Here is a 22220-nt window from a genome sequence, read left to right as displayed (position 1 = left end):
TCCGGCGGAGAGAAGGTGGGCGCGAACGATTGAGTGAAACGAAATCGTGAGGGACCGGATGAGGGGGCCTCGGAGCACCGGCGACGAGTGCCTTGAGCGGTGAGCGAAAGGCGACTTCGAGTATGCTGGAATGCCCCCTCATCCGCCCTTCAGGCACCTTCTCCCCGAGGGGAGAAGGAAAAAACTAGAGCATTTCCAGGAAAAGTGCGCAGCGGTTTTCCGTCCGGAATGCGTAAAAACAAGAGCGTAGAGCGTTTTCGCGATTCGAAGAAAAGCGGAAGCGCTCTAGCTGGCGGCTTCGACGATGCGGCCGTGGCCGAGTGTGCGGAATACCGTCTGCACGATGCCGGCACGGTCGAGACCGGCCCTGGCATTCATGGCTTCGGGCTTTGCCTGCTCCATCCAGATGTCCGGCATGACGAGCGAGCGGATCTTCAGGCCATTGTCGAGCAGGCCCTCAGTGGCGAGAAACTGCATGACCTGGCTGCCGAAGCCGCCGACCGAACCTTCCTCGATGGTGATCAGCATCTCATGATGGGCGGCAAGCTGGCGGATGAGGTCGTGATCGAGCGGCTTGGCGAAGCGCGCATCGGCGACCGTCGTCGAAAGCCCGGCGGCATCGAGATCCTCGGCCGCGGCAAGACTGTCGGCCAGGCGCGTGCCGAAGGACAGCAACGCGACTTTCGAACCCTGCTTCACCACGCGTCCCTTGCCGATTTCGAGGATCTGACCCCGTTCCGGCAGCTCGACGCCGACACCTTCTCCGCGTGGATAGCGGAAGGAGATGGGACCGAGGTCGTAGGCGGCGGCGGTGCGCACCATATGCTTCAGCTCCGCCTCGTCGGAAGCGGCCATGACGACGAAGCCCGGCAGCGTTGCAAGGAAAGCCGTGTCGAAGGAGCCCGCATGCGTCGGGCCATCGGCGCCGACGAAACCGGCACGATCGATGGGGAAGCGGACGGGCAGGCCCTGGATCGCCACGTCATGCACTACCTGGTCGTAGGCGCGCTGCAGGAAAGTGGAATAGAGTGCGGCGAACGGCTTGTAGCCTTCGGCGGCAAGGCCGGCGGCAAAGGTTACGGCATGCTGCTCGGCGATACCGACGTCGAAACAGCGCTTGGGGAAGAATTCCTGCAGCTTATCGAGGCCGGTACCGTTCGGCATGGCGGCGGTGATGCCGACGATCTTGTCGTCGAGCGTCGCTTCCTGCACCAAAGCGTCCGCAAAGACGCTTGTGTAGCTCGGCGCATTCGGCTTCACCTTCGTCTGTGCGCCGGTGATGACGTCGAACTTATTGACGCCATGATATTTGTCGGCAGCCGCTTCGGCCGGCGGATAGCCCTTGCCCTTCTGCGTCACGACATGGATCAGCACTGGGCCTTGCGCATTGTCGCGCACATTGCGCAGCACTGGCAGCAGATGCTCGAAGGAATGGCCGTCGATCGGGCCGATATGGTAGAAGCCCATCTCCTCGAACATGGTGCCGCCGGTCACATAGCCCCGTGCGTGCTCGACCGCTCGCGTGATCGCACGGTCCACCTTCTTGCCGAGATAAGCCGTCAGCTTCTTGCCGAAATCCCGGAAGCCCATATAGGTGCGGCCGGAGGCGAGGCGGGCAAGATAGGCGCTCATTGCCCCTGTCGGAGGGGCAATGGACATGTCGTTGTCGTTGAGGATGACGATCAGCCGTGCATCGAGCGCGCCGGCATTGTTCAGGGCCTCGTAGGCCATGCCGGCCGACATGGCACCGTCGCCGATGACGGCGATGACGCGGCGGTCGGCATTATCGAGCTCGGCGGCAACTGCCATGCCGAGACCGGCAGAAATGGATGTCGAGGAATGCGCGGCCCCGAAGGGATCGTATTCGCTTTCGGCCCGGCGGGTAAATCCGGAAAGGCCGTCTTCCTGGCGCAGCGTACGGATGCGGTCGCGCCGCCCGGTCAGGATCTTGTGCGGATAACATTGATGTCCGACATCGAAGATCAGGCGATCGTCTGGTGTATTAAAGACGCTGTGGATTGCGATGGTCAGTTCGACGACGCCGAGGCCGGCGCCGAGATGTCCGCCGGTACGCGATACCGCATCGATCATCTCGTCGCGAAGTTCGCGGGCGAGCTGCGGCAATTCGCGGTCCTCCAGCTTTCGCAGGTCGGAAGGATTTTGGACCCGGTCCAGCAGCGGCGTCTGTGGCATTTGTGTCAAGGCTGATGCCTCTTTCTTGCTATTCTTGGGCGGTTGCCCGCCTTGTCAAAACAGATTGCGACAAAAGACGCCGAATTCAAGGTGCTCCCGAACAAGAAACATGTGGGAGTGTTATGAACCCGTTAGCCTTCCGGCAGGGGAATGAACTCTTCCTCGTCGCCCGGTACGATATCGAAGCGGCCGGTGCGCCATTCTTCCTTGGCCTTTTCGATGCGCTCCTTCGAGGACGAGACGAAATTCCACCAGATATAGCGCTTAGAATTGAGCGCTGCACCGCCAAAAAGCATAAGATGACAGCCTTTTTCGGCAGCCTCCAGCGTTATAGCATCGCCGGGACGGAAGACGAGGAGCTGATCCTGCTCGAAACGGTCGCCGGCGACGACAAGCGAACCGGAGAGAATGTAGACCGCGCGCTCCTCATGCGCTGCCCCAAAAGGAAACGTCGTGTTCGGCTGCAGCTGCAGATCGACGTAAAGCGTGTCGGAGAAGGACTTTACCGGCGATTTGAGGCCTTCGAAGTCGCCGATCACCACCCGTCCGGTCACGCCGCCATCGGCGATGAATGGCAAGTCGTCTTTTTCCGTATGGGCGAAGGAAGGATCGATCTCTTCTTTTTCGTCGGGGAGCGCCAGCCACGTCTGCAGGCCGGACATGGCGAATGCGTGGTCGCGCAGGTTCTCCGGCGTGCGCTCGGAATGCACGATGCCGCGCCCGGCCGTCATCAGGTTGATGTCGCCGGGACGGATCACCTTGGCCGTGCCGAGGCTATCCATATGGCGGATTTCGCCGTCGAACAGGTAGGTAACGGTGGAAAGCCCGATATGCGGATGCGGGCGCACATCGAGCGCCTGGCCCGGCCGCAAAATTGCAGGCCCCATGCGGTCGAAGAAGATGAACGGCCCCACCAGCCGCCGCCGGCTGCTCGGAAGCGCGCGCCGCACGGAGAAGCCGCCAAGGTCGCTGGTGCGCGGAATGATAAGGTTCTCGATCGCATCGCAGGCGAAGGCATCACCGGCTTGAGGATCGTTGCCTGGGAAGAAGGACATGAAGGCTCTCCTTTCGGTTGGGACTCAACCTAGCGAGAAAGGCTGGGAAACTCAAATTTTGCTGTTAGATGCGTTTGTAAAGGTTGTTTCAAAGGGTTGTTTAACATTGCGTCCTATGTGAACAGCCGGGTAATTTGGGGAGACGAATAAGCATGGACATTGATGGAAGCAAAGCGCTGGTTGCCGTTCTCTTGGGAGGGATGCTCGCCGCATGCAGCACAACGAATGGTGCGCCTGAGCAGCAGGCTACAAAAAAACCGGCCGGCCCGACGGCAATTGAGCCTGCGGTTGCTGCGTTTCGCGATATTTGCTTTGCTTATAGGCCGCCATACACGCAGGCTCGCGCGGCTGCGGCTCGATATGGGGTTAAGACGTTCGAAACCAAGCAAGGCTCGAGTTTGATCTCCGGCAAATATACATATCTTGAGGGAGCAACAGACGACCGGTCGCTGATTGTTATCATCAATCCTGACGGACTATGTGACACGAAATATCGACGCCATCCGGGGATGGCGGACGATGAGACAATCGAGCGTCAGTTCGCAGACGTCATCAGAACGAAATATCCGGATGCGTTCAAAATCGGCGATAGAGGCCATGAGTATCACGTGTCCATAAACGGGAAGCGGACCAGTTTCGGTTTTTCGCTCAATCACGATGGCTATATACAGTTCATGTCGCCTTGACGAAATCGCTCAGCCGCATCGAACCATTTTCTCGAGGCTGAAAAGGCGGCCTTTCCTGTAGGTGCCTGCACTTACTACCCGTCCAGCGCTTCCGTGCCCTGCGGCTTGCCGGCGCGGTCGAGCCGGATCTTCTCGATGCGGTTTTCCGCCGCGGAGAGCAGCGCCTCGCAGTGCTTCTTCAGCGCTTCGCCGCGCTCGTAGATGGCGATGGATTCGTCCAGCGCCACATCGCCGCGTTCCAGCCGCGCAACGATGCTTTCAAGCTCCGCCACGGCCTTCTCGAAGGAATAGCCTGATACATCTGCCTTGGCGCTCTCGCTCATCGTCAACCTTTCATCATGCGTAGAATATGCATCCCCGCCGACTCGGCGAGGCCTTCCAGATCATAGCCGCCTTCGAGCAGGCTGACGACCCGGTTCTTGGCGCTGCGGTCGGCGACCTCAAGCAGCCGTCCCGTCGCCCAGTCGAAATCCTCGCCCGTCAGGTTCAGCTGCGCCAGCGGATCGCGATGATGGGCGTCGAAGCCGGCCGAGATGATAATGAGGTCGGGGCGGAAATCATTGAGCGCCGGCAGGACGCGTGACTTGAAGGCCTCGCGGAAATGATCGCCGCCGGTATTGGGCGACAGCGGCGCATTGACGATGGTGTTGTGCGCGCCGCACTCCTCCTTCTTGCCCGTGCCCGGATAGAGCGGCATCTGATGGGTGGAACAGAAGAGCACGGACGGATCGTCCCAGAAAATGTCCTGTGTGCCATTGCCATGGTGCACATCCCAATCGACGATGGCGACGCGCTCGGCGCCGTGGGCCTTTTGCGCATGGCGTGCGGCGATCGCGGCATTGTTGAAGAAACAGAAGCCCATGGCCTTGGTCTTCTCGGCATGGTGCCCGGGCGGACGGGCCGCGACGAAGACATTGTCCGCAGCACCGGAGAAAACGTCGTCCACCGCCGCCATGGCGCCGCCGACGCCGTGCATGATCGCCTGCAGCGTCTTCGGGCTGGCATAGGTGTCGGCCTCGAGCTGGTTGATCTCGCCGTCGCCGCCTCTGTCCGGTATCGATCGCAGCACGAAATCCAGATGCTTTTCGGGATGCACGAGTAGGATCGCATCCTCATGGGCGGGTGGGGCTTTTCGCCGGTCCAGCCGCTCGAAATTCGGATGCTCCAGCGCGATATTCAGCGAGCGCAGCCGGTCAGGGCGCTCCGGGTGGCCTGGCGGAACAATATGTTCAAGAAAGATCGGGTGTTCGTAAAGACGTGTGCTCATGGGGCCAATCTATAAATGAGGTGTGACGCCTATTACAGGACATGGACAATGTCACTACAATGTCAACAACCCATCTTAACCACTCTGAATGGCGCCCGTTTACATATCGGGGCGCGGTGTTAAGCTTTCATTAAGGCGGGTATGGCGTCGGCCGAGGTTATTGCGTGATGGCGAGAACAGAACGATCCGATGTCATCGAGGTAAGGGTGCCGCCGCGCGATGTCGACCGGCACGGCCAGATGTTCATCGCTTCCTATATCTCCCAGGCGGAAACGGCGCTTTCGAATTTCTGGCGCACGCGGCCGCTGGTCGACGATGAGCCTCTCTATATCGCCAGGAAGGCATCCTGTTCGCTGCACCGGGCGTTGCACTACGACGATCTCGCCCGCTTCTCGATCAGCGTCAACAAGATCGGCGGCAAGTCGATCGGCTTCGTCGTCATGGTCGAGACCGGCAACGAGCTGGCGGCGGAGGTGGAAATTCTCTGGCTGGCGGTTCGTGGCGATGAACATGATCCCGCGCCGCTGCCGGAAGACACGCGCGACTGGCTCTACAAATATCTGGCTTGAGCCGGGCTAGCCGCATGTCGTTACCGTAAAACCGCTGCACGCTTTTACGCGATGTGCTTCAGCTCCGCTGCGGCAGAAGCGGGTAGCCGGCCATGACGGCGCGGCCGACGAGCGCTGCGACGACAGCCTTGATGACATCGCCCGGCACGAAGCCCAAGGAGCCCAGAAACGCCTTGCTGAAGCCGATGTTGAGGGCCAGCCAGGCGATACCGAACGCATAGAGCACGACTACACCGCCGATAACGGCGGCGATGAAGAAGCCGGTGCCCTGAACGAGGCCGCTCTGCTCCGGCTTCACCAGCCTCTCCGAGAAATAGCCGGTGACGAAGGCCGCGAAGATCCAGCCGACGAAGAAGCCCGCCGTCGGACCGGCAAACACCGCAAGACCGCCACGCCCGCCCGACAGCACCGGCAGGCCAATGGTGACGAGCACGACGACCAGCAGCACCGCGATCGTGCCGCGCTTGGCGCCGAGCACGACACCGGCGAGCATGACGCCGAGCGACTGCGCGGTGATCGGCACGGGAATGATGCCGATCGGGATCGGCGGCAAGAGGCCGAGTGCCACGATGATGGCGGCAAAAAGCGCCGAGAGGACGAGATCGCGGGTATTCATGGCGGCTCCTTCGAAAAGACCCATGTTCATTGACGCCGAATGCCGCGCGCGTCAATCGCCGCCGCGATATTGTCCGCATCGCGCAGCGTCAGGATGATCAGCGGCGCGAGCGTGGTTGCCAGGCGTATCTTGATTCCCCGTGCCTCATGCGCCTCGCGGATCGCGCGGTAACGATCGAGAATCTCGGGCACGAAACGGATCACGAGACCGATCGCAAGCCCGATATCGGCGGCTTTGAGCAGGCCGAGTTTTTCGAGCGGCATTGCAAGGGCGGTGATCTCGTCGATGAAAGCGGCCATCGATGTCGTCGCCGTCACCGTGGCGGCAAACAGCGCCAGTGCCGTCAGCCGTAGCGCGGTGACGATTGCGGCCTGCAGCGGACCGACCAGGGCCGCGAAAATTGCCAGCACGGCAATCGAGATCAGGATCGGCCGCAGCCGCATCAATGCGCTGGGGATCGGCAGGCCCGTGCTGAAATAGAGCCCTGCGCCAATGAGGTTTGCACAGGCAAGCACCGCAATAGAATTCGTCAGAAACAGCAGAATGCCAAGTGCGGCGAGTGCCAGGAGCTTCACGCGCGGCGAGAGCCGGTGCAGCCAGGTATCGACGTCGACATGCAGCGTCTGCATCAGCCCGCCATCTCCCTGTAGCGCGCGATCGCTTCCGCCGCGGGAGCGTCGGCGACGAGCCGGCCCTGGTCGAACAGCAGTACCCGCTCGAAATCCTCGAGCAGAGGCAGGTCGTGGCTGATGACGATGGTGCTTTCCGGCAGGCCCATGATGGTCTTTTGCACCAGTGCCCGGTTCTTCAGATCGAGCTGGTTCGTCGGCTCGTCCAGAATGAGGATGTCGGGGCCGGTCACCAGCACTGAGCAAAGGGCCGCCATCTGCAATTCGCCGCCGGAAAGCTCGTGTGCCCGCCGCGCGCCAAGATGGCCGACGCCGAACCGGCTGAGAATGCCCTCGACGGCCGCCTCGATCTCGGCCTTGCCGTATCCGCGCGCCTTGAGCCCAAAGGCGATGTCGTCGCGCACGATGGGCAGGATGATCTGGTTCTGCGGCGACTGGAAGATATAGCCGACCTTGCCAAGGACCTTGCCGGCGTCGCCGACCGTATCGAGGTCATTGACGGTGACACGTCCCGTCGTCGGCTTGACGAGCCCGTTGATCAGCCGCGCGAAGGTCGTCTTGCCGGAACCGTTAAGGCCGATCACTCCGATGCGACGCTCCTGAAGCGTCAGGCTCAGCGGAAACAGCGCGGTGCGCGTGCCGTAATCGACGCCGGCATTGTCGAAGCGGATATCCAAGCGGTTTCCCTGTTCGATAAGCTGGAGCGGTTCAGCGTTTCACGGAACCTCGGTGCCGCTCCAGCCTGTTGTTTTCACGCAATCCCGGACGGAAAACCGCTACGCACTTTTCCTGGAATTGCTCTATCGCGGAGCTATAGCGCATCGCGCCGATTTATCAAATCAGGGCCTCTTTGAAAGCATGGGAATTTATGCCTATGATCCGCCCATGACGAATCTGCTCTCGAATCGTGATGCCCGCCGCGTGTTCCTTGCCAAGCAGGGGCTTGCCAATCCGCCGAACCGCGCCTTGACCAAAGCGGGCCTGCTGCAGCTCATCCACGACATCGGTTTCGTGCAGGTGGACAGCATCTCGACTGTCGAGCGCGCCCATCACCAGATCCTGTTTTCGCGCAACCAGACCTATCGGCGCGAGCATCTGACGGAGCTTCTGGAAAAGGATGGTGCGCTGTTCGAGAACTGGACTCATGATGCCTCCATCCTGCCGAGCGCCTTCTTCGTCTACTGGAAGCATCGCTTCCGCCGCGAGGACGAGGCGATTATCGCACGTTGGCGCAAATGGCGCGGCGAGGGGTTCGAGGCGGCTTTCGAGGAAACCTACGAGCGCGTGCTGAAGAACGGCGCGATCACCGCCCGCGAGGTCAAGGCGGAGGATCATGTCTCCGGCGGCTGGTGGAACTGGCATCCGAACAAGACGGCGCTCGAATATTACTGGCGCACCGGCAAATTCGCCATCGCCGGCCGCACCAATTTCCAGAAGGTCTATGACCTTGTCGAACGCGTGCTGCCGAGCCATTTCCACGAGCCGGAGGTGGAACATGACGAATTCGTCGACTGGGCCTGTCGCAGCGCATTGCAGCGCCTGGGTTTTGCCACGTCGGGCGAAATCGCGGCCTTCTGGGATCTGGTGACACCGCAAGAGGCAAAGAGCTGGGTCGAGACGCATCGGGACGAACTGATCGATGTGTTGATCGAACCCGCCGGCGGCGGTAAGCCGCGGCCTTCCTTTGCCTTCCTCGATTTCCATGCGACGCTGGACGACTATGCGGAAGCGCCGGCGCGCATCCGCGTTCTCAGCCCCTTCGATCCGACCTTGCGCGACCGCAACCGCACCGAACGACTGTTCGGCTTCTTCTACCGCATCGAGATTTTCGTGCCGGAACCGAAGCGCGAATACGGCTATTACGTCTTCCCATTGCTGGAAGGAGACCGTCTGATCGGACGGATCGACATGAAGGCCGACCGCAAGGCGGGAACATTGGATGTCAAACGCCTGTGGCTGGAACCGGGTATCAAGGCATCGGCAGGCCGATTGGAAAAGCTCGAAGCCGAGCTAGAGCGTGTCGCGCGCTTTGCCGGCGTCGAGAAAGTGGTGTTTCTCGAGGGCTGGCGGGGATGATCGGCCTCCTTCTTTTCGGGAGATCGACAGCCAATTGCCTTGACGCGTAAGCGAAACTGCCTCTGACCTATGGGGACTGCGATCGCATGGACACTATTCGGATCTTCGACGGGCATAATGATGCGGTCCAGTTCATGCTGGATTATAGGCCTGAGGGCCGCGATTTTCTGGCTCGATCGGAGGCCGGGCATCTCGATCTTCCGCGAGCGCTCGAAGGAGGCTTGGCCGGCGGATTGTTCGCGATGCATGCCTCGCCGGAGCATGAGCCGGTGGATGATCTGACGATCACGGACGATGGATATGAGGTTCGCTATGCAGAAGCCGTGCGTCCCGACCATGCTCGGCTGCAGATCGATGGGCAGCTTTCAGCCGTAAGGAAGCTGATTGGGCGCTCGGGTGATAAAATACGTCTTGCAACGAGCGTCAGCGAGATTGAAGCGGCACGATATGACGCCGCCTTTGCCATCGTACTTCACATGGAAGGGGCCGACGCCATCGACCCCGATCTCGGCTATCTGGATAGCCTGTACAATGTCGGTCTTCGATCCCTGGGCATCGTGTGGAGCCGCCCGAATATCTTCGGCTATGGCGTTCCGTTCGCCTATCCGAGATCGCCCGATACGGGACCGGGACTGACCGATTTAGGAAAGAGCCTGGTCAGAAGATGCAATGAACTCGGGATAATGATCGATGTTTCGCATCTGAACGAGCGCGGATTTTGGGATGTCGCGGCATTGAGCACCGCTCCGCTGGTGGCTACGCACGTTTGCGCCCATGCCATATGTCCGTCGACCCGTAACCTCACCGATCGGCAATTGGATGCCATCCGCGATACCGGCGGGGTCGTCGGGTTGAACTTGGCCGTCAATGACATTCGCGCGGACGCCCATCTTGAGGAAGATACCCCGCTTGAAGCCGTTGTTCGTCAGATTGATTATCTCATTGCCCGGGTTGGAACGGATGGGGTCGCTCTTGGATCGGATTTTGATGGGGCTGTCATGCCTCGTAAGATCAAGGATGCAAGCGGCTTGCCCCATCTCATGGAGGCCATGCGCAAAAGCGGGTTCGATGAACCGATCCTGCAAAAATTCGCCTATGATAATTGGCTTCGCGTATTCGGCCTCACATGGCCATAGAGCTGACCGCCATTTCGTAAAATTCCTGCGTTTTGCAGAAATCGGGTCGGCTCGAAACGGATATCTTTAAAGTGCGGAGGGTTTGCTGTTGTCAGCCGTTCTAGTGGGTAAGAATGTCAAGATTCGCTTACCTTGCAATGACGATATGGAAACGCGTCTCGCCTTGGGGAGCCATGCCGAGATCGCGGAGATGTACGGCGTAAACAAGGACGACATGAAGCCCGTTACCCGGGAAGGCGCCGCCCGTTGGCTGCAATGGCTCACCGATCATCCGCATGCGTGGGTCATCGAAATCAATGGCGTCTTTGCCGGCGAAATCAGATTGGACAACGTCAATCGCCAGGACAGGCGCGCGACGATGGCAATCGGTATCAACAATCCAGCCTTGCTTAGCAAAGGCTTTGGCACGGAAGCAATCACGCTTCTGCTAGGCCATGCCTTCGGCGAGATGGGATTGCATCGCATCGGAATCCGCGTGCTCGCCTACAACAAACGTGCCATCCGCGCTTATGAAAAATGCGGCTTTATTGTCGAAGGAAGAGAGCGGGAGACCGCCTACGTCAACGGCAGCTGGCACGACGACATCATGATGGGCCTGCTGGATCGAGAATTCCTGTCGGGAAGCCACCCCTAATTTGAACTTGGAATTCGGCGGCCTGAAAAAGTCGTCGCCGTGCAAGAAAAAGCGGATGCAGGATTTCCGCTCTTCGCGGCAGTTTCGCAAACGAGGTTCGAGGAGCCCACCATTCTTTATCTCAACGGCAGCTCGAAGCTTTGCTTCAGCGTTTCCATCGGCACATCCGTCTTGACATTCAAAATGCTGGGAATGCGTGTCAGATAATCGGCCTGGAAGCGCCAATAGCTGTGTAGATCCGCGGTGACAATCCGCAGGATCGCATCGCATTCCCCGGTCGTGAGGTAGCATTCCATCACTTCCGGAAAGCGCCGGATTGCCTCACCGAACTGGACCGTTATCTCGGCATCCTGTGTTTTGAACCAGACACGAGCAAAGACCGTAAGGCTGGCGCCGACCTTTGTCGGATCGAGCACGGCAACGTAGCGGTCGATGACGCCTGCTTCCTCCAGCAGGCGTACTCTGCGAAGACAGGGTGAAGGCGACAACCCGACCTCCTTCGCCAGTTCCACATTGGAAATACGCCCATCTCGTTGAAGTACTCGCAAGATGCGGCGGTCAATATCGTCTAAATTCATTGGCGTTTTCGGCCTCTCAATCCGTAGAATTTGGCATTTTATGCCAATTCCTGAACCTTCCCTGCATTCTTCGCAAGCTCGTTGCGCGCAAGTTAGCCTAACATTCCATCCGTTCAACGCGAAGATGGAAACTCATTCATGCCGAAAAAGCTCAAGAAGATCGTGCTCTCTTACTCGGGCGGTCTGGACACGTCGATCATCCTGAAATGGCTGCAGGAGACCTATAAATGTGAAGTCGTAACCTTCACCGCCGATCTGGGCCAGGGCGAGGAGCTGGAACCGGCACGCAAGAAGGCTGAAATGCTTGGGATCAAGGATATCCGGATCGTGGATGTCCGCGAGGAATTCGTGCGCGACTTCGTTTTCCCGATGTTCCGCGCCAATACGCTCTACGAGGGCCAGTATCTTCTTGGCAGCTCTATCGCCCGTCCGCTGATTGCGAAGCATCTGGTCAGCATTGCGCAGGAAGTCGGCGCGGACGCTATTGCCCACGGAGCGACCGGCAAGGGCAACGACCAGGTCCGCTTCGAATTAACCGCCAATGCGCTCGATCCCTCGATCGGGATCATCGCGCCATGGCGCGAATGGGACATTCAGTCCCGGACGCAGCTTATCGACTACGCTGAAAGGCATCGGATACCCGTCCCCAAGGACAAGCGAGGAGAGGCGCCCTTCTCGGTCGATGCGAATTTGCTGCATACCTCGACCGAAGGCAAGGTGCTGGAGGACCCGGCCGATATCGCGCCCGAGTATATCTATCAGCGCACGGCCGATCCCATGGATGCACCCGACCTGCCGGAGGTCATTACCATTGGGTTCGAGAAGGGCGACGCGATTTCGCTCAACGGCGACAAGCTGTCTCCGGCAGCCCTTCTGACAGCGCTCAACGAACTTGGCGGCAGACATGGAGTGGGGCGGCTCGATCTGGTCGAGAACCGGTTTGTCGGCATGAAGTCCCGCGGGGTCTATGAGACACCGGGCGGCACGATCTTGCTGGCAGCTCATCGCGGGATCGAGTCGATCACGCTCGACCGCGCGGCTGCTCACCTGAAGACGAGATCATGCCCCGCTATGCGGAGCTCATCTATAACGGTTTCTGGTATGCGCCGGAGCGCGAAATGCTGCAGGCGCTGATCGATGTGAGCCAAACTTACGTCAGCGGCGAGGTGACGGTCAGGCTCTACAAGGGGTCGGCGAGTGTCATCGCACGCAGCTCACCCCATTCGCTCTATTCGGCGGATCTGGTTACCTTCGAGGAAGGTTCGGGCATCTACGACCATCAGGATGCCGAAGGCTTCATCAAGCTCAACGGGCTGCGTCTTAGAAGCTGGGCGGCTCGCAACGGGAAATCGGGCAGACCCGGCCTGGCGCAAAATTCATAAGTTGCGGAGATGAGCCGAGTTTGAGGGCCGACAGCTTCAATCACCTCCCCCTTGAAGGGGAGGGTGGAATCAGCAAATCTCCGTCGTGGCGATCTTGATGCCGAAGCCTTCGAGGCCGACATAGTGCCGCTCGCGGCTGGTGAGCAGCTTGATCGAGCTGACGCCGAGATCCTTGAGGATCTGTGCGCCAAGGCCGATTTCCAACCACTCGCTGTCGCGCGCCTGCGCCTCGGCATGGCTTTCGCGTTCGGCCTGGCGCGCCTTGCGGCCATTGTCGAAATGGCCGACGCCGACGGAGCCTTCGCGCAGATAGACGATGATGCCGCGGCCTTCCTCGGCGATCTTCTTCATATAGAAATCGACCGGACGGCGCTTGCCGAACAGATCCTCGGCGACGCTTTCTGGATGCAGGCGCACCGGGATGTCGACACCGTCGCGGATATCGCCGAAGACGACGGCGAGATGCTGCATCGGATCCCAGGGCAGGGAATAGGTATGCGCGCGCGCCTTGCCGAACGGCGTCTCGATATCGAAGCTGGTGCCGAGCTCGATCAGGGTTTCCTTGCGCTGGCGATAGGCGATGAGATCGGCGACGGAAACAAGCTTCAACCCGTGCTGCTCGGCAAATTCGACGACCTGCTGGCCGCGCGTCACCGTGCCGTCGTCATTGACGAGCTCGCTGATGACGCCGATCGGCGGCAGGCCGGCGAGCTTGCAGAGGTCGACCGCGGCTTCCGTATGGCCAGAACGCATCAGCACGCCGCCTTCGCGTGCAATGAGCGGAAAGATGTGGCCGGGCCGGACGAAATCGCTTGCGCCGATGTTCGGGTTGGCCAGGTTGCGCACCGTCAACGTCCGGTCGTCGGCGGAAATGCCTGTTGTCGTACCGTGCTTGAAATCGACGGAGACTGTAAAGGCCGTCGTATGCGCGGAATCGTTTTCCGCCACCATGGCGTTGAGGTTGAGCCGCTTGGCTTCCTCGCGCGGCATCGGCGTGCAGACGATGCCGGAGGTATGCCGGACGATGAAGGCCATCTTTTCGGGCGTGCAGTGAACGGCGGCAACGATCAGGTCGCCTTCGTTTTCGCGGTCGTTATCGTCCATGACGACGACGATCTCGCCGGCCTCGAAAGCCCGGATGGCATCGACAACGCGCTTCTGGTCGTAAGACATCTCGAAATTCCTACCTCTGCTGGCCCGTCTGGCCGCGATCCCTCAGATAGTGGTCGGCAACGGCGCAGGCAACCATTGCCTCGCCGATCGGCACGGCGCGAATGCCGACGCACGGATCGTGGCGGCCTTTGGTGCGCACATCGACATTGTTGCCGTCGGCATCGATCGACTGGCGTTCCGTCAGGATCGAGGAGGTCGGCTTGATGGCGAAGCGCGCAACGATCGGCTCGCCCGTGGAAATGCCGCCTAGTATGCCACCGGCATGATTGGACAGGAAGATGCGCTTGCCGTCATTGCCCATGCGCATCGCATCGGCATTTTCCTCGCCTGTGAGTTCAGCGGAGGCGAAGCCTTCGCCGATTTCGACGCCCTTGACGGCGTTGATCGACATCAGCAGCGAGGCGATATCCTGGTCGAGCTTGCCGTAGATCGGGGCGCCGAGACCCGCCGGCACACCTTCGGCCACGACTTCAACCACGGCGCCGATCGAGGAGCCGGCCTTGCGGATGCCGTCGAGATATTCTTCCCACACCGGCACGATTTCCGGATCGGGCACAAAGAATGGATTCTGGTCCACCTGCGCCCAGTCCCAGTTGGCGCGGTTGATCTTGTGCTTGCCGATCTGCACCAGCGCGCCGCGGATGGTCACGCCGGGCACGACGAGGCGGGCAATGCCGCCGGCCGCGACGCGTGCGGCTGTCTCGCGCGCCGACGAGCGCCCGCCGCCGCGATAGTCGCGGATGCCGTATTTGACGTCATAGGTATAGTCGGCATGGCCGGGCCGGTAGCGCCGCGCGATCTCGCCATAATCCTTCGAGCGCTGGTCGGTATTCTCGATCAGCATCGAGATCGGCGTGCCGGTCGAGATCATCGTCTCGCCGTCCTCGTCCATCATCACGCCCGAGAGAACCTTGACGAGATCGTCCTCGCGCCGCTGCGTGACGAAGCGCGATTGTCCGGGCTTGCGTTTGTCGAGCCAGGCCTGGATGTCTGCGAGCTTGAAGCGGAGGCCGGGAGGGCAGCCATCGACGACACAGCCGAGCGCCGGACCATGGCTTTCGCCCCAGGTAGTGACGCGGAAAAGGTGACCGAATGTATTGTGCGACATGGGAAATGACCGGTTTGCTGCAGCCTGCCGGCAGGCTGCGTCTTGTCTCTTGCAATTGCGGCCCACTCATAGAGCATGATGCCGAAAAGTGTAAGCGGTTTTCGGGTGACATCATGCTCTACTTATTTGATTCCCATGCCGGATGATCGAGGCCGGTTTGACCTCGATTATCCGGAGGGGCCAAAAAGCCGGCAAGACAAAATCTTTCTTTCGCTGCCACGGAAGCGCCGTTCGACGCCGGCTTCCGCCGTTCATCGGCATGGTAAACAAAGATTAATCCGCACTGTGGATTGTGACGGCACATTCACCAATTGGGCGAGCGAAGCCACTATTGGGGGCAACTTCCGCCATATTCGCCGTGTTTTCTAGGCCGCATAAGAAATCACAATCAAAACGACCTGAAGGGTAACCACCATGCGCTTTTTTGTAGCGACGCTTTTGGCCACGGCAAGCCTGCTTGCGCCCGTCGCAGGCTTTGCCGAAAGCGCCGACGTCGAGGCAACGATCAAGAAGGTCGATGCGAAGAACTTCAGCATCACCCTGGATGATGGCAAGAACTATCAAGTGCCGGAGGATTTCGATTTCAATGGCCTTCAGGCCGGCGTGAAGGTCGTGGTCTTCTATACGGAAGTCGACGGCAAGCGCGTCGTCAATGATCTGGATATCGTCCAGTGAATAGCGTGTGATTGCCGCCCGCGGCTTTTAGAGTATTTTAAGAAATTCGTTACCGAAAATGGTGCAATCAAGCGGAAAATGCCTCCAGCTTTGGATGTGTCTCTGGCGACTGCTTCGCTCCAACGGCGATCATTGCGGCGATACCGAAATAGTCTATTCTCTTTTAGGTAGCGAATTTCCCATGGTGAGCCATGCCGCAGAATATTTACAATGAGCCCATTTTCTTTGAAGGTTACAAGAAGCTCCGACTGAACGACACCGGCATAAATGGGGCTTTGGAGGTCCCGGCTCTTCGTGCGGCGCTCCCTGATCTCGCCGGGCTTCGCGTCCTCGATATGGGATGCGGCTTTGGCGATTTTGCTCGCTATGCCAGATCGTGTGGTGCCGCTTCGGTCACCGGATTGGACGTGTCTGAGAACATGATCGCAGAGGCGAGGGTTCTCACCAATGATTCTCAAATCGAATACCTCTGCGGCTCGATTGAGGAAATCGCATTTCCTCCAGAAAGTTTTGACCTGGTCGTTTCCTCAATGGCCATTCACTATGTTAATGACTACGCTTCCATGGTGCTGAGTGTGCATGCGTGCCTTCCCAACAAGGGTCAGTTCATCTTCTCCGTGGAGCATCCCGTCTGTACGGCAAATCCGGTTGGTTGGACGAAGGATGCGGATGGCAATCCGCTCAACTGGCCGTTGGACAATTACCAAACTGAAGGCATCCGCCATACGAAATGGTTCATCGATGGTGTCGAAAAATACCATCGTACCGTTGAAACGTATGTAACGACCCTACTCAGGGCAGGATTTCGGCTGAATCATCTTGGCGAGCCAAGCCCTCTTCCAGAGTTTTTGAACGAGCGACCTGCACTATCGATAAATCTTCGTCGGCCGGCGGTTCTTCTGCTGGCTGCGGCGAAGATGGCATTTGACGACTGAATACGAGCCGTCGTTACCGAATTCCGGAAAAGTTGTCGCAACTACCGGATAATAGCGTTACATCCAGCCGATAATCTTCATTTCCGGATCGACTTTCAGGATCTGGTCTTGATGGATCGGGATTTCCGCCGCCTCTTCCTTTTCGACATCCCCGATCAGACGGAACAGCGTACGGATGACGCCGCCATGCGTGACGCAGACCGTCGGCCGGTCTACGGATGTCAGCCATGAGCCGACGCGCCAGGAGAGGATTTCGTAGCTTTCGGCATCATCGCCGGGCGGGATGAAATCCCATTTGTTCGCCTTGCGCTCGGCAAGACGATCGGGGTCAGTCGCCTTCAGTTCCTTGAGGGTGAAGCCTTCCCAGGCACCGAAGGACAGCTCGACCAGCCTGTCGTCGGTGCTGTAGTCCTTGGGCGGCAGGCCCATGGCGTCCCTGGCGATCTCCATGGTCTCGCGCGTGCGGCGCAGGGGACTGGCGATAAAATCGAAGGGCCGGTTTTCGAAGGCGAGGATTTCGGCGAGATCGATGCCGTTCTGCCGCGCCTGTTCGCGGCCGATGGCATTGAGATCGATGTCTTTCTGCCCCTGCAGGCGGCGCTCGGCATTCCAGTCGGTCTGACCGTGACGTATCACATAGAGGATGGGCGACACGGTCAGATTCCTGTTGGTCAGTCCTTCGCGACGGAAATGTCAGGCGCGTCCACGGCCTTCATGCCGACGGTGTGGTAGCCGGAATCGACATGGTGGATTTCACCGGTGACGGCCGTTGACAGGTCGGACAGAAGGTAGAGGGCGGAGTTGCCGACCTCGTCGATCGTCACAGTCCGCTTCAGTGGCGCGTTGTACTCGTTCCACTTCAGGATGTAGCGGAAGTCACCGATGCCCGAGGCTGCGAGCGTCTTGATCGGGCCTGCCGAAATCGCATTGACGCGAATGCCGCGGCCGCCGAGGTCTACGGCGAGATAGCGCACGCTTGCTTCCAGAGCCGCCTTGGCAACGCCCATGACGTTGTAGTGCGGCATGACCTTCTCCGCACCGTAATAGGTGAGGGTGATCATCGAGCCGCCGTCATTCATGATTCGCTCGGCGCGCTGTGCAACCGCCGTGAACGAATAGACGGAGATGTCCATCGTCTTCGTGAAGTTGTCGCGGCTGGTATCGAGGTAACGGCCGGTCAGCTCGTCCTTGTCTGAGAAGGCGATGGCGTGCACGACGAAATCGATCTTGCCCCATTTCGCTTCCAGCGTGTCGATGACCGCATCGATCGTTGCCGGTTCGGTCACGTCGCAATGGCCTGCCATGAAGGCGCCGAGTTCCTGAGCAAGCGGCTCGACGCGCTTCTTGAGGGCGTCGCCCTGCCACGTCAATGCGATTTCGGCTCCGGCATCCGAGCAGGCTTTGGCAATACCCCACGCTATCGAACGGTTGTTTGCTACGCCGAGGATGACGCCGCGCTTGCCTGCCATGAGGCCAGTGGATTGAGCCATATTCTGCTCCCTTGAACTTTCGAATGATCCTGCCTATGGCATAGGCCGTTCCCCTGTTCAAGCATCGTAAAGATCATCAACTGTTAGGGATCGTAACAAAGGGTGCTGTTGTCACCAAAATTTCACAGGAAAAGCCCTTCGCGCATGCTGCGCATCAGATCCGTGACCTTATCGTCAGGTTTTTCCCACAGCATCAGCCGCAATTCGACGACGAGATCACCTTTTGCGCCATTGCCATCGGGTAATCCTTCGCCGGAGATGCGAATGACCTGATCCGAGCCGGACCAGGCCGGCACTGTGATCCTGACCGGCCCGTTCAACCCTTCGACGGTCGTTTCGCAGCCGAGGACCGCATTTTCTATGGTGACGGGCAATATCGTGCGCACATCGCTGCCGTCGAGTGTGAAGCGTCCGTCGGTCGACAGATGGACGGTGATGGCGACATCGCCACGCAGCATGCCCTGCAGCTTCAGTCCCTGACCCTTCAGATGCAGCACCTGGCCGTTGGCGATATCCGTCGTCGCCTGGAAGCGTGCCTCGCGGCCATCCGACAGCGGAACGGTGATCCAGCGGCTCTTCAACATGTCGTCGAGCGTCACGGTGGTTTCGGCGGCCACCTCGGGCGTCTTTTCCGGTGGCTTCTCCTGGATATTGGCGCCGGTAAAGCGGCGCACGAGCGAACCGAGAATGCCGAAGGTGGAGCGTGGACCGGCGGCAGAGGTTCCCGTCGCCAGCAGTTCCTCCTCCGCGGGCAGTTCTTCCGCGGCGGCCGCGTTGGCTTCCTGCTGCTTCTCGGCGTGCTGCGCAACCGTCTCGGCTGCGGCCTGGTTCTGCTGCGTGCGGCCGGCCTTAACCCCGAAAATGCGTTCGACAACGTCTTCAGGTGACTCGCTTGCGCCCGCCTGCTGGTCGGATGCGGCGGAAGCGGCTGCCTTGCGTGCATTCGCCCGGGCGAGTTCCTCCATGATCTTCTCGGCATTGGCGCGTGCGGCCTTGGCACGCTCGGCAGCGTCACGCGCCGCCTGCCGCTGCTGCATGATCGTCTGCTCCCGGCTCTGGCCTTTCGCTTCCGCCATGCGCGCGATCTGGTCGTAGCGGCTGCGTTTCTGCGGATCCTTCAGCGTCTCGTAGGCGCGGCCGATTTCGGCGAAACGCTCCGACGCCGTCGGATCGCCCTGATTGTGATCCGGATGCACCGATTTTGCCAGTTTGCGCCAGGCAGCCTTGATTTCGTCGGCTCCGGCATCCTGCTTAACGCCCAACACCTTGTAAGGATCGCGCATCTTTCCCGCCATTGTTCATGGGTATGCCAAGCCCCATCGCGGCATCCCAAGCAAAGCACCAATTGATCGCGCTTCATGCCTTGCTTCCCGGTAGGGAGGCATGGCCGATGCGCGTATGAACCGATCCTGCGGGAAGAGTTGCTAATCAGGCGTTAGCCGCACGGGGACCGTCGGCTCCCATTTCGGCGCATGGTTAGCCGATCGCTAACGATGAATGCCAGGAAGTCATAACGGCATGATGGGTCTATCATTCCGCCGTACGGCCGGGTCGATGGCGCGGGGAAAAGAGGGTGAAAAGGCGATCAGCCGGCCTGTTGGAAACTCAGCAGCTGCCATTCGCCCTGACCGACGAGGCAGGTTCTGCCGGAAAAGTTGGCGATGCCCTGATAGGAATGGCGGCTGGTGCGGAACTGGCGGCAAACTACGCCGGATGCATTGCTTTCGACGATCGCGTCGATGACGCCGGCGCTGCCAGTGGAAGCGTTCGCCCAGGGGATGGATTGGCCGTTGAGCTTGTGGAGATCCGCCGAGGTGACGGCATTGCGCACCGTGGTTTCGTCGGAGATGCTGTCCGTGGTTACAGGCGCCGTCGGCACTGTGCCCGTCGATACGCTGCGATCCACCTTGGCCGAGCTTAGGTAGTCCATGCCGCCGCCGACGCAGCCGCCAAGGGTGAAAAGGGAGACAAGGACGACAGCCATCGTCACGCCTTTTGCAAGCTTGCGCTTTGTATGAACGGTCGACTTTGCTATGACTTCCACCCGAGCGTTTTTTGGCCAGCCAGAGGGGCCGGCGGTTATTAGGAATTGCGGAGTATTTGAACTAATATGTCGGAAAACGAGTTAACAACCGGTGACTTCACAGAGCAGAACGAACCTTTCGCTCTTTTCGCGTCTTGGCTGCGCGAAGCAGAGACCACGGAGCTGAACGATCCGAACGCGGTCGCCTTGGCAACGGTGGATAAGGATGGATTGCCAAATGTCCGCATGGTTCTTCTGAAGGGTTTTGATAGCGACGGATTCGTCTTCTATACGAACTTCGAAAGCCAGAAAGGTCAAGAAATTCTTTACCACAAGAAAGCGGCCATGTGTTTCCACTGGAAATCACTGCGCCGCCAGGTGCGCCTGCGCGGTGTGGTTGAAGTGGTGAGCGACCAGGAAGCGGATGAGTATTTCAAGACCAGGGCGCGCGGCAGCCGCATCGGCGCCTGGGCGTCGAAGCAATCCCGCCCGCTCGAAGGCCGCTTTGCGTTGGAAAAGGCGGTTGCCGAATATACCGCCCGCTATGCCATCGGCGACATTCCGCGCCCGTCCCACTGGTCCGGTTTCCGCATCCGGCCGCTGTCGATCGAGTTCTGGCACGATCGCCAGTTCCGTCTGCACGATCGCATCGAGTTTCGCCGTGAAGTGCCGGAAGGCGCTTGGCAGAAGGTGCGGATGTATCCTTGAGCCCTATGCCGTTTCCCGGCGCCCCATCAATCGCATAGGGATGCCGGAGGCAAGCGCCGATGCGTAGCGGGGCTTCTGGTAATGGCCGTTCAGCGAGAGCCGCGGCAGGAGCATGGGCGTAGTGCCATTCGTCGGCATGATCGTACCGGGGCGCGTCGTGACGCCGACGGAAAAGCCGAGTTCCGCCACGAGCCTGCCTTCGCGCGGCGATACGGCCTCAAGCGTGCCGTAGGGATAGGCGATCGAGATCGGCCGCTGTCCGGTGATATCGGCGATATAATCGGCCGAAAGCGCCATTTCCGCCGCTGCCTCCGCTTCGGGCAGCCTCGCCAGCCCACGATGGCTCACCGTATGCGCGCCGAGCGATGCGAGGGGATGGTGAGAGAGTTGCCTTAGTTCGCCCCGATCCATGATCGATGCGTTGACAATGTCGAGCGGTTCCAAGTCGTGGCGCCGCGCAAGCTCGTCGATCCGGCGGACGGCTTCGCTTTCGTCGTTGCCGTGAACCAAGGCGGCAAAGCGCGCAAATGCTATGTGCTTCTGGCTCTCCTTGCCAAGCGGCAGGAATTCCTCGCCGGCTCCGAAATCGAATATCAGCCGATCCAGCCGGCCGAGCAGCTCTGCGAGCGTTTCCCACCATATGCTGTGGGTCCGCTCCGAGAGCCCCTGGGCGACGAAGACGGTAAAGGGCGCATCGTGACGGGCGAAGACCGGCAGGGCGTGATCGAGGTTGTTCCGATTGCCGTCGTCGAGCGTGAAGGCGACGAAGGGCGGTTTGCCCACGGCATTCGCCAGCCGTGATGGAACAGCGTCAAGCGCGATGAATTCATAGCCATCCTTTTTCAACCGCGCGATCGCGCGGTCGAGAAAATCGGGCGAAACCTCGAGATGCGCATTGGGCGCAAAGCGGCGGGAAAGGGCAGGGCGGACATGGTGAAGGGCGAAGATGGCGCCGAGGCCCGCGACATCGCGCATCAGGCCGGCACCCTTCAGAATAGCGGCAGCCTCCAGCCCGCTGGAAATCATCGTGCGCTTGAGGCGGACCTTGATGCCCTGTTCCATGCGGATTAACCCGGTTGACCAACGTCAACGCTGTAGCGCATCCCCGTTAAACCTTACTGAATCTTTGCCATAATTTCCAATGCGTTAATGGTTATTTTACCAGGAACGGCAAAATTGAAGAACTATCGAGGCTGTTGCCTCAATATCGCACCGATATCAGGTTTTTTGTCGCAAAATCATACAGGGATTGATGCGGTGTGTGGGCATTCTTTCGGTTGGGGACAA

At 59.7% G+C, this 22220-nt stretch carries 23 protein-coding genes and 1 pseudogene; 9 read left to right on the top strand and 15 right to left on the bottom strand.

The features are described 5' to 3' along the window. Positions 1-285 precede the first annotated feature (285 nt). Positions 286-2202, bottom strand: coding sequence for a 1-deoxy-D-xylulose-5-phosphate synthase (dxs, locus tag HGP16_RS15000; RefSeq protein ID WP_168840827.1), 1917 nt, complete (start codon positions 2200-2202; stop codon positions 286-288). A gap of 122 nt (positions 2203-2324) precedes the next feature. Next, a complete protein-coding gene (locus HGP16_RS14995) occupies positions 2325-3248 on the bottom strand; it encodes a pirin family protein (RefSeq protein WP_168840826.1) in 924 nt (307 codons plus the stop codon). A gap of 152 nt (positions 3249-3400) precedes the next feature. Here HGP16_RS14995 and HGP16_RS14990 point away from each other — a divergent pair, with 152 nt between their 5' ends. Then, positions 3401-3934 carry a hypothetical protein gene (locus HGP16_RS14990; RefSeq protein WP_168840825.1) on the top strand — a complete coding sequence of 178 codons (534 nt, stop codon included), beginning with the start codon at positions 3401-3403 and terminating at the stop codon, positions 3932-3934. A gap of 74 nt (positions 3935-4008) precedes the next feature. On the opposite strand, the gene HGP16_RS14985 is transcribed toward HGP16_RS14990, so the two are convergent. Both HGP16_RS14985 and HGP16_RS14980 read right to left on the bottom strand, forming a co-directional pair. After that, a complete protein-coding gene (locus HGP16_RS14985) occupies positions 4009-4257 on the bottom strand; it encodes an exodeoxyribonuclease VII small subunit (RefSeq protein ID WP_168840824.1) in 249 nt (82 codons plus the stop codon). Between the two features lie 2 nt (positions 4258-4259). Further along, positions 4260-5201: a histone deacetylase family protein gene (locus HGP16_RS14980; RefSeq protein ID WP_168840823.1), complete on the bottom strand. Its 942-nt coding sequence runs from the start codon at positions 5199-5201 to the stop codon at positions 4260-4262. A 167-nt stretch (positions 5202-5368) separates the two neighbouring features. On the opposite strand from HGP16_RS14980, the gene HGP16_RS14975 reads away from it, so the two are divergent. Next, positions 5369-5770: a thioesterase family protein gene (locus HGP16_RS14975; RefSeq protein WP_168840822.1), complete on the top strand. Its 402-nt coding sequence runs from the start codon at positions 5369-5371 to the stop codon at positions 5768-5770. A 58-nt stretch (positions 5771-5828) separates the two neighbouring features. Here HGP16_RS14975 and HGP16_RS14970 read toward each other — a convergent pair whose 3' ends face one another. Genes HGP16_RS14970 through HGP16_RS14960 form a run of 3 tightly spaced genes read right to left on the bottom strand, consistent with a single transcriptional unit; the run spans position 5829 to position 7692 of the window. Continuing rightward, positions 5829-6386, bottom strand: coding sequence for a biotin transporter BioY (locus tag HGP16_RS14970; RefSeq protein WP_168840821.1), 558 nt, complete (start codon positions 6384-6386; stop codon positions 5829-5831). Between the two features lie 26 nt (positions 6387-6412). Further along, the gene (locus tag HGP16_RS14965; RefSeq protein WP_168840820.1) at positions 6413-7015 is read right to left on the bottom strand and encodes an energy-coupling factor transporter transmembrane protein EcfT; all 603 of its coding nucleotides are present in this window, start codon (positions 7013-7015) and stop codon (positions 6413-6415) included. Next, positions 7015-7692: an energy-coupling factor ABC transporter ATP-binding protein gene (locus tag HGP16_RS14960; RefSeq protein WP_168840819.1), complete on the bottom strand. Its 678-nt coding sequence runs from the start codon at positions 7690-7692 to the stop codon at positions 7015-7017. Before HGP16_RS14960 ends, HGP16_RS14965 begins: the two co-directional genes overlap by 1 nt. Positions 7693-7900: 208 nt before the next feature. On the opposite strand from HGP16_RS14960, the gene HGP16_RS14955 reads away from it, so the two are divergent. The 3 genes from HGP16_RS14955 to HGP16_RS14945 all read left to right on the top strand — a co-directional run bounded on the left by HGP16_RS14955 (position 7901) and on the right by HGP16_RS14945 (position 10861). Then, positions 7901-9091 (top strand): winged helix-turn-helix domain-containing protein, encoded by a 1191-nt coding sequence (locus HGP16_RS14955; protein ID WP_168840818.1) that lies wholly within the window; start codon positions 7901-7903, stop codon positions 9089-9091. Between the two features lie 86 nt (positions 9092-9177). After that, positions 9178-10227, top strand: coding sequence for a dipeptidase (locus tag HGP16_RS14950; RefSeq protein ID WP_168840817.1), 1050 nt, complete (start codon positions 9178-9180; stop codon positions 10225-10227). Between the two features lie 103 nt (positions 10228-10330). Continuing rightward, a complete protein-coding gene (locus HGP16_RS14945) occupies positions 10331-10861 on the top strand; it encodes a GNAT family protein (RefSeq protein ID WP_312862920.1) in 531 nt (176 codons plus the stop codon). A gap of 116 nt (positions 10862-10977) precedes the next feature. Here the strand turns inward: HGP16_RS14945 and HGP16_RS14940 are convergent, their stop codons facing one another. Then, positions 10978-11439: an Lrp/AsnC family transcriptional regulator gene (locus HGP16_RS14940; protein WP_168840815.1), complete on the bottom strand. Its 462-nt coding sequence runs from the start codon at positions 11437-11439 to the stop codon at positions 10978-10980. A gap of 138 nt (positions 11440-11577) precedes the next feature. Here HGP16_RS14940 and HGP16_RS14935 point away from each other — a divergent pair. Beyond that, a pseudogene (locus HGP16_RS14935) lies at positions 11578-12821 on the top strand (argininosuccinate synthase). A gap of 69 nt (positions 12822-12890) precedes the next feature. Here the strand turns inward: HGP16_RS14935 and ribB are convergent. Both ribB and aroC read right to left on the bottom strand, forming a co-directional pair. Beyond that, entirely contained in the window at positions 12891-13994 is a 1104-nt protein-coding gene (gene ribB, locus HGP16_RS14930) for a 3,4-dihydroxy-2-butanone-4-phosphate synthase (protein WP_168840814.1), read from the bottom strand. Positions 13995-14004: 10 nt separating this feature from the next. Further along, on the bottom strand, positions 14005-15102 hold the full coding sequence (gene aroC, locus HGP16_RS14925; RefSeq protein WP_168840813.1) for a chorismate synthase: 1098 nt from the start codon (positions 15100-15102) through the stop codon (positions 14005-14007). Positions 15103-15516: 414 nt separating this feature from the next. On the opposite strand from aroC, the gene HGP16_RS14920 reads away from it, so the two are divergent. Together HGP16_RS14920 and HGP16_RS14915 are read left to right on the top strand one after the other, a co-directional pair. Then, positions 15517-15777, top strand: coding sequence for a DUF1344 domain-containing protein (locus tag HGP16_RS14920; RefSeq protein ID WP_112341176.1), 261 nt, complete (start codon positions 15517-15519; stop codon positions 15775-15777). 191 nt (positions 15778-15968) lie between these two features. Next, positions 15969-16712: a bifunctional 2-polyprenyl-6-hydroxyphenol methylase/3-demethylubiquinol 3-O-methyltransferase UbiG gene (locus HGP16_RS14915; protein ID WP_168840812.1), complete on the top strand. Its 744-nt coding sequence runs from the start codon at positions 15969-15971 to the stop codon at positions 16710-16712. A 57-nt stretch (positions 16713-16769) separates the two neighbouring features. Here the strand turns inward: HGP16_RS14915 and HGP16_RS14910 are convergent, their stop codons facing one another. From HGP16_RS14910 to HGP16_RS14895, 4 genes are all read right to left on the bottom strand, one after another. Continuing rightward, positions 16770-17366: a histidine phosphatase family protein gene (locus HGP16_RS14910; protein ID WP_168840811.1), complete on the bottom strand. Its 597-nt coding sequence runs from the start codon at positions 17364-17366 to the stop codon at positions 16770-16772. Positions 17367-17383: 17 nt separating this feature from the next. Then, positions 17384-18202, bottom strand: a complete 819-nt coding sequence (fabI, locus tag HGP16_RS14905; RefSeq protein ID WP_149637018.1) for an enoyl-ACP reductase FabI — start codon at positions 18200-18202, stop codon at positions 17384-17386. A 122-nt stretch (positions 18203-18324) separates the two neighbouring features. After that, the gene (locus tag HGP16_RS14900) at positions 18325-19485 is read right to left on the bottom strand and encodes a DnaJ domain-containing protein (RefSeq protein WP_168840810.1); all 1161 of its coding nucleotides are present in this window, start codon (positions 19483-19485) and stop codon (positions 18325-18327) included. 302 nt (positions 19486-19787) lie between these two features. Beyond that, positions 19788-20246: an RT0821/Lpp0805 family surface protein gene (locus HGP16_RS14895; protein WP_168840809.1), complete on the bottom strand. Its 459-nt coding sequence runs from the start codon at positions 20244-20246 to the stop codon at positions 19788-19790. A gap of 66 nt (positions 20247-20312) precedes the next feature. Between HGP16_RS14895 and pdxH the strand changes: the two genes are divergently transcribed. Further along, positions 20313-20933 carry a pyridoxamine 5'-phosphate oxidase gene (gene pdxH, locus HGP16_RS14890; protein ID WP_168840808.1) on the top strand — a complete coding sequence of 207 codons (621 nt, stop codon included), beginning with the start codon at positions 20313-20315 and terminating at the stop codon, positions 20931-20933. A gap of 3 nt (positions 20934-20936) precedes the next feature. Here the strand turns inward: pdxH and HGP16_RS14885 are convergent, their stop codons facing one another. Next, positions 20937-21995: a polysaccharide deacetylase family protein gene (locus HGP16_RS14885; protein WP_168840807.1), complete on the bottom strand. Its 1059-nt coding sequence runs from the start codon at positions 21993-21995 to the stop codon at positions 20937-20939. Positions 21996-22220: the final 225 nt, after the last annotated feature.

Source organism: Rhizobium sp. P40RR-XXII (genome assembly GCF_012641405.1).
Classification (GTDB): Bacteria; Pseudomonadota; Alphaproteobacteria; order Rhizobiales; family Rhizobiaceae; genus Rhizobium.
This window is presented reverse-complemented; position numbering and strand designations above follow the sequence as displayed.

Bases quoted from the DNA above. Each gene is read 5' to 3' on its own strand.
- pdxH (WP_168840808.1), top strand. From the start codon at position 20,313: ATGTCGGAAAACGAGTTAACAACCGGTGACTTCACAGAGCAGAACGAA.
- HGP16_RS14965 (WP_168840820.1), bottom strand. From the start codon at position 7,015: ATGCAGACGCTGCATGTCGACGTCGATACCTGGCTGCACCGGCTCTCG.
- HGP16_RS14970 (WP_168840821.1), bottom strand. From the start codon at position 6,386: ATGAATACCCGCGATCTCGTCCTCTCGGCGCTTTTTGCCGCCATCATC.
- HGP16_RS14955 (WP_168840818.1), top strand. From the start codon at position 7,901: ATGACGAATCTGCTCTCGAATCGTGATGCCCGCCGCGTGTTCCTTGCC.
- HGP16_RS14950 (WP_168840817.1), top strand. From the start codon at position 9,178: ATGGACACTATTCGGATCTTCGACGGGCATAATGATGCGGTCCAGTTC.
- HGP16_RS14985 (WP_168840824.1), bottom strand. From the start codon at position 4,257: ATGAGCGAGAGCGCCAAGGCAGATGTATCAGGCTATTCCTTCGAGAAG.
- HGP16_RS14915 (WP_168840812.1), top strand. From the start codon at position 15,969: ATGCCGCAGAATATTTACAATGAGCCCATTTTCTTTGAAGGTTACAAG.
- HGP16_RS14920 (WP_112341176.1), top strand. From the start codon at position 15,517: ATGCGCTTTTTTGTAGCGACGCTTTTGGCCACGGCAAGCCTGCTTGCG.
- HGP16_RS14990 (WP_168840825.1), top strand. From the start codon at position 3,401: ATGGACATTGATGGAAGCAAAGCGCTGGTTGCCGTTCTCTTGGGAGGG.
- HGP16_RS14900 (WP_168840810.1), bottom strand. From the start codon at position 19,485: ATGCGCGATCCTTACAAGGTGTTGGGCGTTAAGCAGGATGCCGGAGCC.
- HGP16_RS14995 (WP_168840826.1), bottom strand. From the start codon at position 3,248: ATGTCCTTCTTCCCAGGCAACGATCCTCAAGCCGGTGATGCCTTCGCC.
- HGP16_RS14885 (WP_168840807.1), bottom strand. From the start codon at position 21,995: ATGGAACAGGGCATCAAGGTCCGCCTCAAGCGCACGATGATTTCCAGC.
- HGP16_RS14980 (WP_168840823.1), bottom strand. From the start codon at position 5,201: ATGAGCACACGTCTTTACGAACACCCGATCTTTCTTGAACATATTGTT.
- HGP16_RS14975 (WP_168840822.1), top strand. From the start codon at position 5,369: ATGGCGAGAACAGAACGATCCGATGTCATCGAGGTAAGGGTGCCGCCG.
- ribB (WP_168840814.1), bottom strand. From the start codon at position 13,994: ATGTCTTACGACCAGAAGCGCGTTGTCGATGCCATCCGGGCTTTCGAG.
- HGP16_RS14940 (WP_168840815.1), bottom strand. From the start codon at position 11,439: ATGAATTTAGACGATATTGACCGCCGCATCTTGCGAGTACTTCAACGA.
- aroC (WP_168840813.1), bottom strand. From the start codon at position 15,102: ATGTCGCACAATACATTCGGTCACCTTTTCCGCGTCACTACCTGGGGC.
- fabI (WP_149637018.1), bottom strand. From the start codon at position 18,202: ATGGCTCAATCCACTGGCCTCATGGCAGGCAAGCGCGGCGTCATCCTC.